Consider the following 14,748-nt stretch of genomic DNA (forward strand, 5'->3'; position numbering starts at 1 on the left):
TGTACCGCTCCAATCATGTGTTGATGTATATTACCCATTTTTTCGGGCTACGAATACAGCCACACCCGCATTAATGACAAAAGCTGTTCGGTTTGAATCGGCTTCTTCACATAATCGGAAGCACCCGCCTCAATACACTTGGAACGATCATCCTTCATGGCCTTGGCCGTCAGCGCGATAATAGGCAGCTTCTCAAAATGTGGCATCAGCCGGATACGCCGCATGGCCTCATATCCGTCCATTTCCGGCATCATCATATCCATTAGGATCAGATCAAAATCAGGTGTTTGCTCCAGCAGCTCCAGAGCCTCTCTGCCATTTTCCGCAAAGGTGACTTCCATGCGATAGCTTTCCAGCACACTCGACAGAGCGAACACATTGCGGATATCATCATCGACCAGCAGTATCTTTTTACCTTCAAACAGTTCTTCCTTGTTGTATAGCTTCTGCAAAATTTTGCGTTTATCCTCAGGAAGATTCGCCTCGACCCGATGCAGGAACAGCGTAGTTTCATCCAAAAGCCGTTCCGGGGATTTGACATCCTTAATAATAATAGACTCTGCATATTTGCGAAGTTGCGTTTCTTCTTTGCTATCCAGATCCTTGCCTGTGTAAATAATGATCGGCAGATCGGTTAGTTGCTCATTCTCCCGAATACGATCCAACAGCTCAAAACCTGTCATGTCGCTCAGCATCAGATCCAGCACCATGCAGTCATACCGCTGTGTTCCCAACTCATTCAGCGCTTCGTGACCAGTAGATACCGCCGTAATGGCGACATCATCATGGTCAATCAGCTCAATAATGGACTTACGCTGATTATCGTCATCCTCGACCACGAGGAGGCGTTTTACCGTTTGGTCTGTATACGATTTAATATGTGAAAATGCCTTATCCAAACTTTCCTTCGAGGATGGCTTTTTGAGGTAGGCAATCGCGCCCATCATCAATCCTTGCTTCACATCATCTATGACCGAGATGACATGCACCGGAATATGACGTGTTGACGAATTTCCTTTCAACTCGCCCAATATCGACCAGCCATCCATCACAGGTAGCTGAATATCTAAAATAATGGCATCCGGTAAATAGGATTGGGCCATGTTCAGCCCATCGTCTCCCTGGAGAGCAATAAGTGCCTTAAAGTCTCGGCTACGGGCCATATCGTATAGGATATTAGCAAAATGAACATCATCCTCAATAATGAGCAACACCTTATCCTTCGAGGTAATTTCATTTCGGTCGTCACCCGGATGTATAATGTCCTCCGCTTTATTCTTCGAGGACATCTGATACATTGGCAGCCGTTCCGCAGGCACAATCATAGGGAGATCCTCTTCGGCCGCTGCGGCGACATTCTCGATATCCGGGTTCACAAGCGATCCGTTAAGGCTCTCTCTCGAATGTTCCATATCCGCAACCGTAGGCTGTTGTTCCGGCAAATACAGTGTAAAGCAACTGCCCTGCCCCTGCTCAGATTCCACGGTAATGGCACCGCCCAGCAATCTGGAGAGCTCGCGACTAATCGACAGACCAAGCCCCGTTCCGCCGTATTTGCGGCTGGTGGTTCCATCTACCTGCTGGAAGGCTTCGAAGATCAGCTCCGTTTTATCTGAAGCAATCCCGATGCCCGTATCACGCACGGATAGAGCTAGATAAGATTTTTGTGGATTCAGCAGGCCAGGAAGCTGCTCTCCAGTTGCCCGAGACACACTGAAACGAACAGAACCTGCTGTAGTAAACTTGAACGCATTGGACAGCAAATTACGTAGAATTTGTTTGAGTCGATAGCCGTCACTTATAATGGCCTCCGGCAGATTTTCTTCGATCTCGGTATGCAGTTGAAGCTCTCGTTTGGCTGCAATTGGAGCAAAATTCTGCTCCACAAATAACTCCAGTTCCTTCAAATGGACTGTTTCATGGTTAATATCCATTTTTCCAGCGTCCACCTTGGATAAATCCAGAATTTCATCAATCATTTTCAACAAATCCGCGCCTGACATATAAATGGTTTGTGCATATTCCACTTGTTTGGGCTTGAGATTGCCTTCCTTGTTTTCAGACAGGAGCTGAGAAAGAATAAGCAAGCTATTTAGCGGAGTCCGCAGTTCATGAGACATGTTGGCCAAAAACTCGGATTTGTACTTACTTGTGATTCCCAACTGCATCGCCTGCTGCTCCAACTTGGCTCGTGCACGTTCGATCTCGTCGTTCTTTTCTTCCACTTCCCGAACCTGTTCTTCCAGCGCTCTCGTTTTGGCAATTAGCTCGGTATTAAAATGCTCCAATTCCTCCTGCTGACGCTGTAGCAATTCTTCGGAACGTTTAAGCTCCTCTGTCTGCTCCTCCAGGCTTTCGTTGGAGCGCTTGAGTTCCTCTTGCTGGGTTTGCAGCTCTTCGGACTGGCATTGCAATTCCTCGGTCAACGCCTGTGATTCTCGCAGCAATTGCTCAACCCGCATCCGCCCCTTGATGTTGTTCAAAATGATTCCCAGGCTTTCTACCAATTGAGCAAGCAGCTTCGTTTCCAGCTCACTGAAGCGATCCAATGATGCAATTTCTACGGCACCAATGCATTCATCTTCGAACAAAATAGGGAAAATCATAATCCCCACCGGCTTGCTTTCTCCCAAGGCGGAGCCGATAGACAGGTATCCGTCAGGAGTCTCTGTAATCAGGATCGGTTTTCGATCCAGAACAGTTTGTCCTAGCAATCCTTCGCCAACATGGATGGTATCCTTAAGCGAGTCTTTGCCGTCTGCCTTGGCATAGGAGCCATACAGCTTAAATTGGTCCTCTTCCACATCCTTGCCTTGCAAATAAATCGCTCCATAGCTGCCTCCCAAAATGGGCGTAAATTCGCTGATAAACATCTGAGCGACCTGCTCCATTGAATTCACACCTCGGAACAGCTCAGTCACACGCGCAGTATTGGCATTAAGCCAGGTTTGATCCTTCTGCGCCTGAAGAACGGAATGCTCGAATCTACGCTTTTCCTCCAGGTCTCCAGCCATTTGTTGAAATACGCGGGCAACCTCCCCGATTTCGTCCTTGGAAGCGACACTCATCCGGCTGATCGCCCTATATTTTCCTTTGCCAAAGCCGTTAATCATCAGATTAACGGTATTCAAGCCTTTGGCTATGCTAGGAAGCACCCATAAAATAACCAGTAACCCCATCATAAGACCGATAGCCATCAGAATCGTGGTCATCTGCACAGATTCCTCATAAGCCTGATTGGCTTGCTTCATGTCGCTGTCTATTTCCCGATCCTGAAAAACGGCCAGGGCATTAATGCTGTCCATCGCCTCCTCTTGAGCAGGCAACCCTGTGCTATTGCGGAAAGCATTCGCCTCATCAATGCGATCTTGCCCCAATAAGGAAACGAGCCTCTCTTGGTAGCTTAAAAATTCTTTCCATGCAACAGCTACCCGGTCAACTTGCTGCTGTTCTTCACTGGTGCCGGAGCTGTCTTGCAGATTTGCCAGCACTTTCGTTCCTGTAGCGGAAATATTATCAAGCTCGCGTTTGGCCTCACTGACGGAGGACCCGGGATTCAAGATCAGGTTGGCCATAACCTTGGCCATATCGTTCACCTGACCGCGAATAGCCGTTGTTTTTCGGACCTTCATATATCGGTCCTGATAGACCTGATTCAACTGCTCATTCAGGCTCCCCATCCGATCATAGCTAATCAATGTCAGCACAAGGAGGATCGCCATTAACGATCCAAAGCCGATCAGCAGCTTATTTCTGATTTTCATGCAAGCTCTCTCCCTCTTTCAATGAAATCCAGATCAGGCACTTGTCATCATCACGATCCTGAGCTGCCTCTTTACGAAAAAAAGCATCCAGCATCGCTTCTTCATTCCATTCCTCATACTTGCGAAGACACGTAGTCAAATACTCCAATTGCTCCTCATATTCGCCTTCTACGGCCTCCAGCAAGCCATCCGTATACAAAGCGATATGCCCCGCTCCTTCATAATGGATCGTGTGCATTTCGGCATCAATTTTATCAAACAAGCCTACCGGACTACAGGCCCGGTCGAACTTGATGATGCTGCCGTCCTGACCGAACAGCAAACCGGGAGGATGCCCTGCGTTCACATAGTCAATCCGCCGGGAACGAGTATCAATCACCAAATAGATCGCTGTAAAATAATACTGTACCAGCTGTTTGCCGAGATCCAGTTGGTTAAAACGGCGATTCAACTCCTGTATGACCTTCTCAGGCTCTACATATGTGGTCACAGTATCCTTAAGCACTGACGCAATGAACATGCAGAACAGCGAGGAAGAAATGCCATGCCCCATCATATCCAGCAGGATGATGGCATACCTTCCTTCTCCTAGCGGATACCATGAATATAAATCTCCCGCTAATTCAAAGGAGGGCTGATATAGAGCATTCACTTCCAGCACCGGGTCTTGAATAGCTGGACTCAGCACCGCCTGCTGTACCATCGCAGCCAGCTTCAGCTCATCCTGAATCCGCTGATCCCGATCCTTGTGCCAGTCCTTCTCCTGCTTAAGACGCAAGGCAGATCGAATTCTCGCCATCAGCTCTACCTTGTTAATCGGCTTCGTGACGTAATCAACGGCCCCTACATCCAGTGCTTCAGCCAGCTTCTTGGAATCCCCTACAGCAGTTACCATGATGATCGGAATATCTTTTAAATGCTCATATTCCTGCACAATGCTACAAGCTTCAATGCCATCCATTTCGGGCATCATCATATCCAGCAGTACCAGATCAATATCAGAAGGACGAGGTCGAAGACCGATGGTGCGATCACCAATCCCCAGATGCTCCAACATTTCTGCAGCTGAACTAGCTGAAATAACATCTCTATAATTTTCCTTTTTTAGTATTTCGCGAATAATAATGACATTGGTCGGATTATCGTCAACAATTAGAATTCTCATTGGCCTCTCCTTATCTGTAACCCATGTATTATACTATACCTACTTAAGCGGCGACATCCTTGTTGATTAGGAATACCGTTCCCTTAAAGAGACTACCCGTAAAAGAAGGCATTCCAAAAACATAGATAAGGAATGAGGCTGAAACCCCATTCCTTATCTATGTTTTTGGAGGACCCGTTAAGCACTCGTGCTGAGGTCAACATCCTGTTTACAAGTCCAATGCCAGTCTCATATGTTGATTAACCGGCACTATCACGCTTTTTTTGCGATGACCAGCACCTTGCCCTGATCCAGTTCTTTTTCATAAAAATCAGCTTCCGTGTCTGTAAATCCCAAGGAAGTAATCTTGGCACGAAGCTCGTCGCCACGGGAACGGAACAAATTGGCTAATGAGTCGAAAACGCCCTCTTCCTTAATCCCGATTTCCTTGGCATCCACCGTATCGGCAATACGATCCGTCCGATCCTGATCATGAGCGAGCACGAACACATCCTCATAACGATAGCCCGTGTTGCGCAACTCATTCACCGCTTCAACGGCTTGTACACCGTTCTCTACCACTTTGGCATAAGAATTATGATGGGTCTGATTCATGTTTCTCACGCTCCTTTAAGGATTGACTTCTCTGATTATTACACGCTACACATGCATTTGAAACTTCCATGTTATGTCAAGAGCTTAAAAAATGGATTTACCACTCGGTCTCATCAAAAAACTCAACATATTTGGGCTTATCTGACGTCTCATCCGTAAATACCTTAATCGCCCGCTGTCCACGTACATATACCTCTCCGTCTTCTGCTGTAAATTGTGAGCCACCGAGCGCCTGATCCAGCGTTTGCCGTTTCAGCGGCAGCCACTCGTCATTTACCTTAATTCGGCCAGCAGCAGGGTCTACATGTACATAAGAAACGACGTCTCCACGCATGCCTACTATGACATCAGGATATTGATATTCTGTAGAAAGCTGCAACATATCCTTCTTTATCCGAAGCGGCTTGCCCAGTTTTTTCAATACAACCGCGCGTGTATCCTCCAGAGATATGCCATTTAACGTTTGAAAATCAGCCGGTACGGCATGTTGAGCGGGGATCATCTGCACAGCCCTCACCATATGCCCCGCTGCTTGCGGGGAAACGGTTTGGTGAACCGTATCCTGTCCGGAAAAGGGAGTGAGCAAACCAGCAATCAGTAATAAAGTCTTCATCATAAATCTCACCCTTTCAATGAATTTCCTGTAGTTTACGGTTCGACCCTGTGCTACTGGCGCATTTTCTGCCACAGGCTGGCAGCGATATCCATATAGCTTAACCAGTTTTTAGCCGACTTCGCTGCAGGCTCCTCATAGGTCGCATTGTAGCTTTGAACCGTCCGCTCTGTTGCGGTTAAAGGTCTGTCCGGTGTCACTGGCTTGATCGCGGTTCCTGTACTGGATGTCTTGTCCGCTGTGCTATGTGGCTTTTGAAACCGGGTCATTAACGCGGTCGAAGCCTGCTTGGCAGCCAGTGTCACTTCGCTCAGCACCTCGCCCAGGTTTTTAACAGATTCCATCACAGGCTCTATTTGCTTTAATTTATGATCAACATCTATGGTGATGTCATTCGCATGTCGAACCGTTTGTTTTACTTCATAGCTCAGTTCGTCGACTGTTTTTTGTACATCCTGCAAGGTTTGAGTTACCTTATCCAGAGATCCTTGTGCTGCCTTAAGTGTTTTAATAAGGAAAATAACGAGAACTGCAAATGCAATAGCAATAATAAAAATACTGATCTGTGTTAACATGGCGTAACCTCTCTTTCATCCTTCACGATGATGTGTTTGATTATTGCATAGTTACCCTTTACGTTCAGACGCGAAACAACGTCGAAACTTGCTTCTTCTACGCGCCCCAGACGCTATGTTTCACGGAATAGATCACGGTTTAGAACACCGTATAACGATGGCTCAGCCACGAAAAATACGAATGATCTTGCATCACTCGCGACTGAGCCCTAACAGGCACGAGTATGCCACATTATATACAAAAAAAGGAGGATACAGAACAGGTTGAAATGGTCCGAAGAAAACAGGCTTCATATCGTTGGCATAGACGCGACAGATGGATATTTCCCAATATTAAAAAAAGGATGTTTCCAACCTGATTACAGGGCTGTGAAACATCCTTTTTTTGATGCAGCTTTTTAACTGTTGCGATGCTTTATTGAATTACGCTGCCCCCGAACAGAAAACGGTCCTGCCAAGCTTTGCTGAAATCGGTAACTTTAACACCGCCACCCGCTACAGAAAACGTATGAAGAAGCTTGTTGTCTCCCAAATATACAGCAACGTGCGTAATCGTTTGGGAGGAATTGTCCAGGGACGTGTACGCCCCGGAAGAAGCATTATAATTGGTAAAGAAGAGCAAATCGCCACGTTTGAGCGTAGTCATGTCGGTATTCGGCTGACTGTTTTGTTTGATCCACTCACCCTGTGAACGAGAATCTGCCGGAAGCTGGATACCTACAGCCTGACGGAAAATTTGGCGGGTAAATGCAGAGCAATCAAAAGTAGCCGTACTATTACGATCAGAACCATATTCATAGGGTGTCCCGAGGTAAGTCATACCTGTGTTAATAACCTGTTCGATTGCAGCCGCTGCATCGCCGGAAGGCAAGCTAACCGTCGACGCAGAAGACGCTACCGCAGGCAGAGCAGTAGGATCCGAAGCAGGTGCCTCTGAAGAAGCCACAGGCTGCTCCACAATAATGCCCTCACCAATACGAATATATTGTGGAGATGAGCTGACATAGCCTGTAGTACCATCAGTCGTGGTAACCTTGAACCAATAAGAGTTACTTGGATCGGTAATTGTAACGACATCCCCTGTATTCAAATAGCCCAAAATCTCGGAAGAAGTGGATGCCTCCGCCCGCAAACGAACGGACGTTTGAATCGTAGCTTTCGTTTGACCGGCAGAACTATTCACTGAGGCTGAAGCCTCTTTAGTTGAAACGTTGTTTTTAACTGATTCTGTGACTTCCGGTTTGCGGCTGGCAGACGGGATGACAGTAGCAGCGACGCTGGTAGCGCCAACTTTTATGTACTTGTCGGAGCTGCTCGTGTATCCGGTAACTCCACCAGAAGTCTTGACCTTATACCAATAGCTGTTTGTTTTCTCTAATACCGTTACGGCCTCTCCCTGCTTCATAAAGCTGACGACATCCCCTGTCGTCGAAGGATTGGATCTGAGCTTTACAGCCGCTTGAATAACCGCCTTCTGGCCTGTGGATGCTGTCGATGCCGCTGCGTCAACCTGACCCGGCGATATGTGAATTGCTGCCAATAGCGCGGCTGACGTCATGAGCGTTCCCATCACGCGTCTTCTCAATGTTGCACCTCCTGGCTGTTTTTACAAATTTGAAGAGCTGTCCAATTCCGACCAATATAGCCGGACATGCCTTCATTATAGTAAAAGCAGCAGGAAGAGAGATATAATCCAAAAGTCACAAAAGAGAACGCATCCACTCTTTATATATAGGTCTAAAGTCTCTTTTAACGTTAACTATTTAATAATTAAACTATAATTTGGGTTCCACATGAACGTGGACATGCATCGTGTTATGAACCTCTTGCAAGCGTTCTTCAATTCGGTCACTGATTCGATGTCCTTCAATCAAGCTGAGTTTCGGATTCACCTCAATGACCACATCCACCAGCGCATGATTACCGTGTACCCGTGCCTTAACGTCTCGAATCCCCTCTACTCCAGGTATATGGGCAATCGTACTCCGTAAGTCAGACAGCTCCTGCTCGTCAAATCCATCTGTCAAACTGTGTGTAGAATCTTTAAAGATATCCCATGCCGTCTTACATATAATAAATCCTACCGCGATCGCCGCAACAGTATCGAGCCATGGCAATCCGAACTGTGCGCCGATAATACCTACCGCTGCTCCGACACTGACTAGCGCATCTGACAGATTATCCTTAGCCGCCGCCTGCAAAGCCTTATTGTTAATCTGCCGGGCCAGTCTGCTATTGTAGAGGTACACTCCCAACATAATAACTGCACAAATCACTGCTACACCTGCGGAGATGATATCCGGTGTTTGCTTTCCACCCTTAAAAATACTCCCGATTCCATCAATAAGCACCTGAAGACCGACGACAGCCATAATAAAGGACGCCAGCAGCGCTGCGATCGTTTCTGCCCGAAAATGTCCGTAGGCATGATCAGAATCCGGCGGTTTCTGGGATATTCTCAGGCCAATGAGCACGGCAACAGACACTACAATATCGGTGACATTGTTAAAACCATCGGCCAGCAACGCGCTGGAAGCAAAAATATATCCACTAATCAGCTTGAATCCGGACAGCAAAAGGTAAGCGCCAATGCTCACCCACGCCCCTCGCTCACCTTTTCGTATTTCATCATAAACATTTACCACAACGGAGGACACTCCTTCAAAAGCAACTGTTAGTTTCAGCATAGCAGACGATCTTTGTGTGGGTCTACAGAAACAGTCTTTCCTCTCCGCACCGCTGTAGAGGCAACGAAAAAGTATTGCCGAGCCCCATTCCTGTAGGGGTTGCAAAACATTTTTTCCTTCGTGCAAAAAACAGGCTCTGCGCTCCCAATCCGCCCTATGCTCGTGTTATTATTGTTGCCCTTGTCCCTTCTTTTAAAAACGTATAAAATGAGGACACAGCCGCGTTGTTCTTCAATCAGCATGATTGACATGAATCTGGCGGCAACAGGAGGAATTTATTCATGAGCGATGCCAATGAACCACGTAAAATTAATCTTGCAGATGCCATTAAGGAAAAACTGGCACAAAAAAAACAGCAGTCCGGGGCTTCACAGCAGGGCGGCTTTCAAGGCGGTTCCACCAAAACATTGAAAAGCCAAAATACGAAGAAGCCGAACAACCAACGCCGTCGTACAGGCGGATCATAAGCCACCCCGTTCATAGGCTGTTACGGTAACAGAGGCCTGACGAGGTAAATCTGACCTCGTTACCGGAACCGAGTTAGTTATGGACAATGGCACAAACGAAAAAGAGGAGCCTCCCCAGCCATATCCATGGCTCAGGGAGCTCCTCTTTCGTATCTATTTGCTGAAATTAGCTGGGTTAGCTGTTAGGGTATTAGCCGATTTCTACCGGATACATACGCTCACGCAATTTCGCAATTTCTTCGCTTTCCAAGTATTCATCATAGCTCATCGTACGGTCGATTACACCGTTTGGTGTAATTTCGACGATGCGGTTCGCGATGGTTTGAATGAACTGATGGTCATGGGAAGTGAACAAAATGGTACCGTCAAAGTCGATCAGACCATTGTTCAGCGCTGTGATGGATTCCAGATCCAAGTGATTGGTTGGTTCTTCCAGCAACAGCACATTGGCGCCATTCAACATCATTTTCGCAAGCATACAGCGAACCTTTTCTCCCCCGGACAGCACGCTTGCTTTCTTAAGCGCTTCTTCACCTGAGAAAAGCATACGTCCCAAGAAGCCACGCAGGAACGTTTCGTCCTGATCCTTTGAATATTGACGCAGCCATTCCACAAGATTCATATCCACACCTTCAAAATAGGTGGAGTTATCTTTCGGAAAATACGCCTGGCTGGTCGTAATCCCCCAGGAAAATTCGCCGTTGTCCGCTTCCAACTCGTTCATCAAGATTTGGAAAAGCGTCGTTTTAGGCAGGCCGTTCGGGCCAACGAACGCAATTTTATCCCCTTTGTTCACAACCAGACTGAACTCGTTCAGCACTTGCTCGCCTTCAACGGTTTTACTGAGGCTATCTACGGTCAGCAGCTGCTTGCCCGCTTCACGCTCAGGCTTGAAGTTAATGAACGGATATTTACGGTTCGACGGACGGATGTCGTCCAGCGTAATTTTATCCAGTTGCTTTTTACGCGAGGTTGCCTGTTTGGACTTGGAAGCATTTGCGGAGAAACGCTGGATAAAGGCTTGCAGTTCCTTAATCTTCTCTTCCTTCTTCTTGTTGGCATCACGAGCCAGTGTAAGCGCGAGCTGGCTGGACTCATACCAGAAGTCATAGTTACCGACATACATCTGAATTTTACCGAAATCAATATCCGCAATATGCGTACATACCTTGTTCAGGAAGTGACGGTCATGGGATACGACAATAACGGTGCCTTCATAGTCCATCAGAAAGTTTTCGAGCCATTGAATGGATTCGAGATCCAAATGGTTCGTAGGCTCATCGAGCAGCAAATTGTTCGGACGACCAAACAACGCTTGTGCCAAGAGAACGCGTACCTTATCGTTGCCGCTCATCTCAGCCATCTTTTTATCATGCAGATCACGCGGAATACCGAGGCCGATCAGCAATGCGGCCGCATCCGGCTCGGCATCCCAGCCGTTCAGCTCTGCAAATTCGCCTTCCAGCTCACCAGCGCGCAAACCGTCTGCTTCAGAAAACTCAGCTTTAGCGTACAGCGCATCCTTTTCCTTCATGATCTCATACAGGCGCGTGTGACCCATAATAACGGTTTCCAGAACAGGGAATTCATCGTATTCATAATGGTTCTGCTTGAGCACTGCCATCCGTTCGCCCGGTGTCATGTGGACCTCGCCTGAATTGGCTTCGATTTCACCGGAAAGAATTTTCAAAAAAGTGGATTTGCCCGCGCCATTCGCCCCAATCAGGCCGTAGCAGTTCCCAGGAGTAAATTTGATATTTACGTCTTCAAAAAGTGGGCGTTTACCATAACGAAGCGTTACGCCGCTTGTACTGATCATATAAGCATACCATCCTTATCATTAGTTAAGTGCTAAACACAAAATTACCGACGGCAATAGTATAACACACAAAAGATCGGATTCGAACCGTAGTATAAGTAGAATACCTCCAGAACATCAGGTCATATCTTAAAATAAAATAAAAAATGCTTCTGTCTCCACAATTGTCACCCCTGACAAATACGCGGACCAGAACCATTTTCTTGTTTTTAAACTCGATACCGCCAGAAGCCAGAACTGTCAGGAAACACCGACACCCATCGGAATGAGATACATTCCCGCCTCGTCGTCCTGTCTTACAACGACCTCCACACCATAGACGGCTTGAATCAGCTCGGATGTTACAACCTTTGCGGGCGGGCCGTTTGCTATGATCCGTCCTTCCTTCATAGCGATCATCACGTCGCTATACCGAATAGCCTGATTAATATCATGCAGCACCATCACGATGGTCAGACCGTGCTCCTGATTTAGCTGCCGGATAAGCTCCAAAATCTCAAGCTGGTAATACATATCCAGATAAGTAGTTGGCTCGTCCAAAAATAAAATCGGCGTTCGCTGTGCCAAGGCCATCGCAATCCATACGCGCTGTCGTTCTCCCCCTGAAAGCTGATCCAGCGTACGTGTTCTGCGTTCCTCCAGGTTGGTACAGGCCATCGCCCATTCAACTGCTTCCTCGTCCTCGTCCCGGTTGCCTGTGAACATATGCTTATGAGGCAGTCTTCCAAAGCTGACGAGCTTCTCTACCGTCAAGTCCGATGGCGCCTCATTTTGCTGGTGAACCACCGCTAATTGACGGGCCAATTCCTTGGGCTTATAGCGAGCAAGCTCCTTGCCGTCCAAAACTACTTGTCCCAACCGGGGAACCGCATTGTTGGACATTACACTAAGCAGCGTCGATTTGCCGCAACCATTGGGACCAATAATAGTGGTAATCTGTCCCGGTTCAATCACAGCATTAATGGCGTGTAGACGATCCGTTTTGCGGTCGTATGAAAAGGTAATATCCTTAATGTCCATAGGTGCGATCCGCCTTTCTGATCAGGAATATCAGGAACGGTCCACCAATGACGGCCATAATAATAGAAGCCGGAATTTCATTGGGAGCAAGCACCGTTCGCCCCAGTGTATCCGCAAGCAGCAACAGCAAGCCGCCGCATAAGGCAGAGAACGGAATCAGCCACTTATGATCCGAGCCAACCAGGTAGCGGGCACAATGCGGAACGAGCAGGCCGATAAAGGCGATAACTCCTGCGATGGCTGTAGCCGTTGCTGCCAGCAGCACGGCAATGACGGAAATCAAAAGTCGTGCGCGCGTCACATTGAATCCGAGGTTTTTAGCCGTTTTATCCTGAAGGGACAAGAAATTACACCAGGAAAACACGAGCATGGCCAAAATCAACCCAATTCCGCCGTAGCTCACGATCACCTCAACATCAACCCATTTTTTCATGGACAGGGTAGAGGTAGTGACCTGATTAATGCTGGTAACCGCATAACTTCCCCGATAGTTAAACGACTGCCCCAGACCGGAAAAAATGGCATTCACAGCAACCCCGATCAAGATCAGGCGAATCGGGTGCAGACCTGATTTCCAAGAAAATCCGTAGACCATCAGGCAGGCCAGCGCGCCGCCTATAAAAGAAAAGAACGGCATCCAGAAATAAAGCGCCGGAAAGATCGTCACCGCAATCAGCGAGATCAATGCCGCTCCCGAAGAAATGCCGATAACCCCGGCATCTGCCAGCGGATTTTTCATGACAGCTTGCAGCAAGACGCCCGCCACTGCAAGAGCTGCTCCAGCCATCACAGCCACAATAATTCTCGGTAATCTCAAATCCTTAACCACATTGACCTGCTCATCTGTCCCTGTCCACAAACCTGTAACCAATTGATCCAAGTTGACCTTGAGACTGCCCGTCATCGCCGAATACAAAATGACGCCGATGAGCAGGACGATCACAATGATAATGCTCCAACCTTTTTTTGACATGTCATCAGCTTCCTTTAGTTCGAAGGGTACATCATCTTCATCAACTCATCCAGCGCCGAGCTGGCAGCCAGATTGCCTGTGGTGCCAAACAGCGGCTCAGGCAGATCGTAGACGTGTCCATTTTTCACAGCGTTAAAATGCTTCCAGATGTCGTTGGTTTTGAACTCATCGTCGAACATTTTGACCACCTCATCCGGCATCCCGTGCGCGGCGCGCAATATAATATCTGGATTGGACTGCTGCAAGGCTTCCGTATTGTGAGCAATATACTCAACCTTCTGATCTTGGACTACATTCGTCCCGCCTGCAATTTTGACCAGATCGCCAATATAGGAATGCTCAGTAGCCACCAGATAACTTCCCGGTACCCCCAGCAAAATCAGGACTTTAGGAGATTTCTTTCCCTTGATTTTCTGTTGAACCTCGGCTACTTTGGCATCCAAAGCTCCATTCATCTCTTTTGCCTTATCGGCTTTATCAAACCTGTCTCCCAGCTTTTGGATTTCCTTTTGCATATTCGCAAGGCTTTCAAAATTCAAGAATTCAGCATTGATGTTCAAGTCCTTAAACTTGGGCTCCAGATCATATTTAAGCGTCGTGACCGATAATACATCTGTCGGCTTCAGTGACATCACTTTTTCCATATCAGGGCTCATCGGATTACCCACATCAGGGACATCCTTGTATCGGTCAGGCAGTGCTTTTGTACTTGTCGGCTTGCCTGCCAAATCCAAACCCAGTGCATCCGTAATTTCTGTAATGGCTACCGTAGTCGCAACAATACGCGGGGTTTGGGCTTTATCATCAGACGACTTTCCTGCGGTCTCAGACGTCGCTGACGATTTCGAACCATTGCTACTGCTCGGTTCGGCCTCTGCTCCTCCCGAGCATCCGGCGAGCAACAAGATTAGAATACCGATCAACATGTAAAAGCAGAATGATTTGCCTTGTGCAAAAGCTGTATAGCGTTTCATGAAAATCAAATCACCTCAATTCAAAATATTAGAGAGAACAGCATAAGCCCCAGCTTTTTCGGGTATGTAAATGCTGACAAGTCTTGATGCCAGGCAC

The 14,748-nt window shown here is 47.4% G+C and carries 13 protein-coding genes; 2 read left to right on the forward strand and 11 right to left on the reverse strand.

Going from position 1 to position 14,748, the window contains the following annotated elements; genetic code table 11:
• Positions 1-47: 47 nt before the first annotated feature.
• From LCF57_RS00185 to LCF57_RS00205, 5 genes are all read right to left on the reverse strand, one after another.
• Positions 48-3,764 carry a response regulator gene (locus LCF57_RS00185; protein ID WP_225998911.1) on the reverse strand — a complete coding sequence of 1,239 codons (3,717 nt, stop codon included), beginning with the start codon at positions 3,762-3,764 and terminating at the stop codon, positions 48-50.
• On the reverse strand, positions 3,748-4,929 hold the full coding sequence (locus LCF57_RS00190; RefSeq protein ID WP_225998912.1) for a PP2C family protein-serine/threonine phosphatase: 1,182 nt from the start codon (positions 4,927-4,929) through the stop codon (positions 3,748-3,750). Before LCF57_RS00190 ends, LCF57_RS00185 begins: the two co-directional genes overlap by 17 nt.
• 252 nt (positions 4,930-5,181) lie before the next feature.
• On the reverse strand, positions 5,182-5,523 hold the full coding sequence (locus LCF57_RS00195) for a general stress protein (protein WP_225998913.1): 342 nt from the start codon (positions 5,521-5,523) through the stop codon (positions 5,182-5,184).
• 97 nt (positions 5,524-5,620) lie between these two features.
• The gene (locus tag LCF57_RS00200; protein WP_318840562.1) at positions 5,621-6,139 is read right to left on the reverse strand and encodes a hypothetical protein; all 519 of its coding nucleotides are present in this window, start codon (positions 6,137-6,139) and stop codon (positions 5,621-5,623) included.
• A 50-nt stretch (positions 6,140-6,189) separates the two neighbouring features.
• Entirely contained in the window at positions 6,190-6,711 is a 522-nt protein-coding gene (locus LCF57_RS00205) for a DUF948 domain-containing protein (protein WP_225998915.1), read from the reverse strand.
• 264 nt (positions 6,712-6,975) lie between these two features.
• On the opposite strand from LCF57_RS00205, the gene LCF57_RS00210 reads away from it, so the two are divergent.
• Positions 6,976-7,113 carry a hypothetical protein gene (locus LCF57_RS00210; RefSeq protein ID WP_225998916.1) on the forward strand — a complete coding sequence of 46 codons (138 nt, stop codon included), beginning with the start codon at positions 6,976-6,978 and terminating at the stop codon, positions 7,111-7,113.
• A gap of 13 nt (positions 7,114-7,126) precedes the next feature.
• On the opposite strand, the gene LCF57_RS00215 is transcribed toward LCF57_RS00210, so the two are convergent.
• Positions 7,127-8,296, reverse strand: a complete 1,170-nt coding sequence (locus LCF57_RS00215; RefSeq protein WP_225998917.1) for an SH3 domain-containing C40 family peptidase — start codon at positions 8,294-8,296, stop codon at positions 7,127-7,129.
• Between the two features lie 190 nt (positions 8,297-8,486).
• Positions 8,487-9,356, reverse strand: a complete 870-nt coding sequence (locus LCF57_RS00220; RefSeq protein WP_318840564.1) for a cation diffusion facilitator family transporter — start codon at positions 9,354-9,356, stop codon at positions 8,487-8,489.
• A 323-nt stretch (positions 9,357-9,679) separates the two neighbouring features.
• On the opposite strand from LCF57_RS00220, the gene LCF57_RS00225 reads away from it, so the two are divergent.
• Positions 9,680-9,865, forward strand: coding sequence for a hypothetical protein (locus tag LCF57_RS00225; RefSeq protein ID WP_010344684.1), 186 nt, complete (start codon positions 9,680-9,682; stop codon positions 9,863-9,865).
• Between the two features lie 190 nt (positions 9,866-10,055).
• Here the strand turns inward: LCF57_RS00225 and LCF57_RS00230 are convergent, their stop codons facing one another.
• From LCF57_RS00230 to isdE, 4 genes are all read right to left on the reverse strand, one after another.
• Positions 10,056-11,684 (reverse strand): ABC-F family ATP-binding cassette domain-containing protein, encoded by a 1,629-nt coding sequence (locus LCF57_RS00230; protein WP_025717063.1) that lies wholly within the window; start codon positions 11,682-11,684, stop codon positions 10,056-10,058.
• A gap of 240 nt (positions 11,685-11,924) precedes the next feature.
• Complete coding sequence (locus LCF57_RS00235) at positions 11,925-12,704, reverse strand: ABC transporter ATP-binding protein (protein WP_225998919.1); 780 nt, start codon at positions 12,702-12,704, stop codon at positions 11,925-11,927.
• Positions 12,694-13,677, reverse strand: coding sequence for a FecCD family ABC transporter permease (locus LCF57_RS00240; RefSeq protein WP_225998920.1), 984 nt, complete (start codon positions 13,675-13,677; stop codon positions 12,694-12,696). The genes LCF57_RS00235 and LCF57_RS00240 overlap by 11 nt, the downstream gene beginning before the upstream one ends.
• Before the next feature lie 14 nt (positions 13,678-13,691).
• Entirely contained in the window at positions 13,692-14,651 is a 960-nt protein-coding gene (isdE, locus tag LCF57_RS00245) for a heme ABC transporter substrate-binding protein IsdE (protein ID WP_225998921.1), read from the reverse strand.
• Between the last annotated feature and the right edge of the window lie 97 nt (positions 14,652-14,748).

Origin of the sequence: Paenibacillus sp. BJ-4, from assembly GCF_020404765.1 — a bacterium.
Classification (GTDB): domain Bacteria; phylum Bacillota; class Bacilli; order Paenibacillales; family Paenibacillaceae; genus Paenibacillus.

Bases quoted from the DNA above. Each gene is read 5' to 3' on its own strand.
- LCF57_RS00185 (WP_225998911.1), bottom strand. From the start codon at position 3,764: ATGAAAATCAGAAATAAGCTGCTGATCGGCTTTGGATCGTTAATGGCG.
- LCF57_RS00205 (WP_225998915.1), bottom strand. From the start codon at position 6,711: ATGTTAACACAGATCAGTATTTTTATTATTGCTATTGCATTTGCAGTT.
- LCF57_RS00200 (WP_318840562.1), bottom strand. From the start codon at position 6,139: ATGATGAAGACTTTATTACTGATTGCTGGTTTGCTCACTCCCTTTTCC.
- LCF57_RS00230 (WP_025717063.1), bottom strand. From the start codon at position 11,684: ATGATCAGTACAAGCGGCGTAACGCTTCGTTATGGTAAACGCCCACTT.
- LCF57_RS00190 (WP_225998912.1), bottom strand. From the start codon at position 4,929: ATGAGAATTCTAATTGTTGACGATAATCCGACCAATGTCATTATTATT.
- LCF57_RS00240 (WP_225998920.1), bottom strand. From the start codon at position 13,677: ATGTCAAAAAAAGGTTGGAGCATTATCATTGTGATCGTCCTGCTCATC.
- LCF57_RS00195 (WP_225998913.1), bottom strand. From the start codon at position 5,523: ATGAATCAGACCCATCATAATTCTTATGCCAAAGTGGTAGAGAACGGT.
- isdE (WP_225998921.1), bottom strand. From the start codon at position 14,651: ATGAAACGCTATACAGCTTTTGCACAAGGCAAATCATTCTGCTTTTAC.
- LCF57_RS00235 (WP_225998919.1), bottom strand. From the start codon at position 12,704: ATGGACATTAAGGATATTACCTTTTCATACGACCGCAAAACGGATCGT.
- LCF57_RS00225 (WP_010344684.1), top strand. From the start codon at position 9,680: ATGAGCGATGCCAATGAACCACGTAAAATTAATCTTGCAGATGCCATT.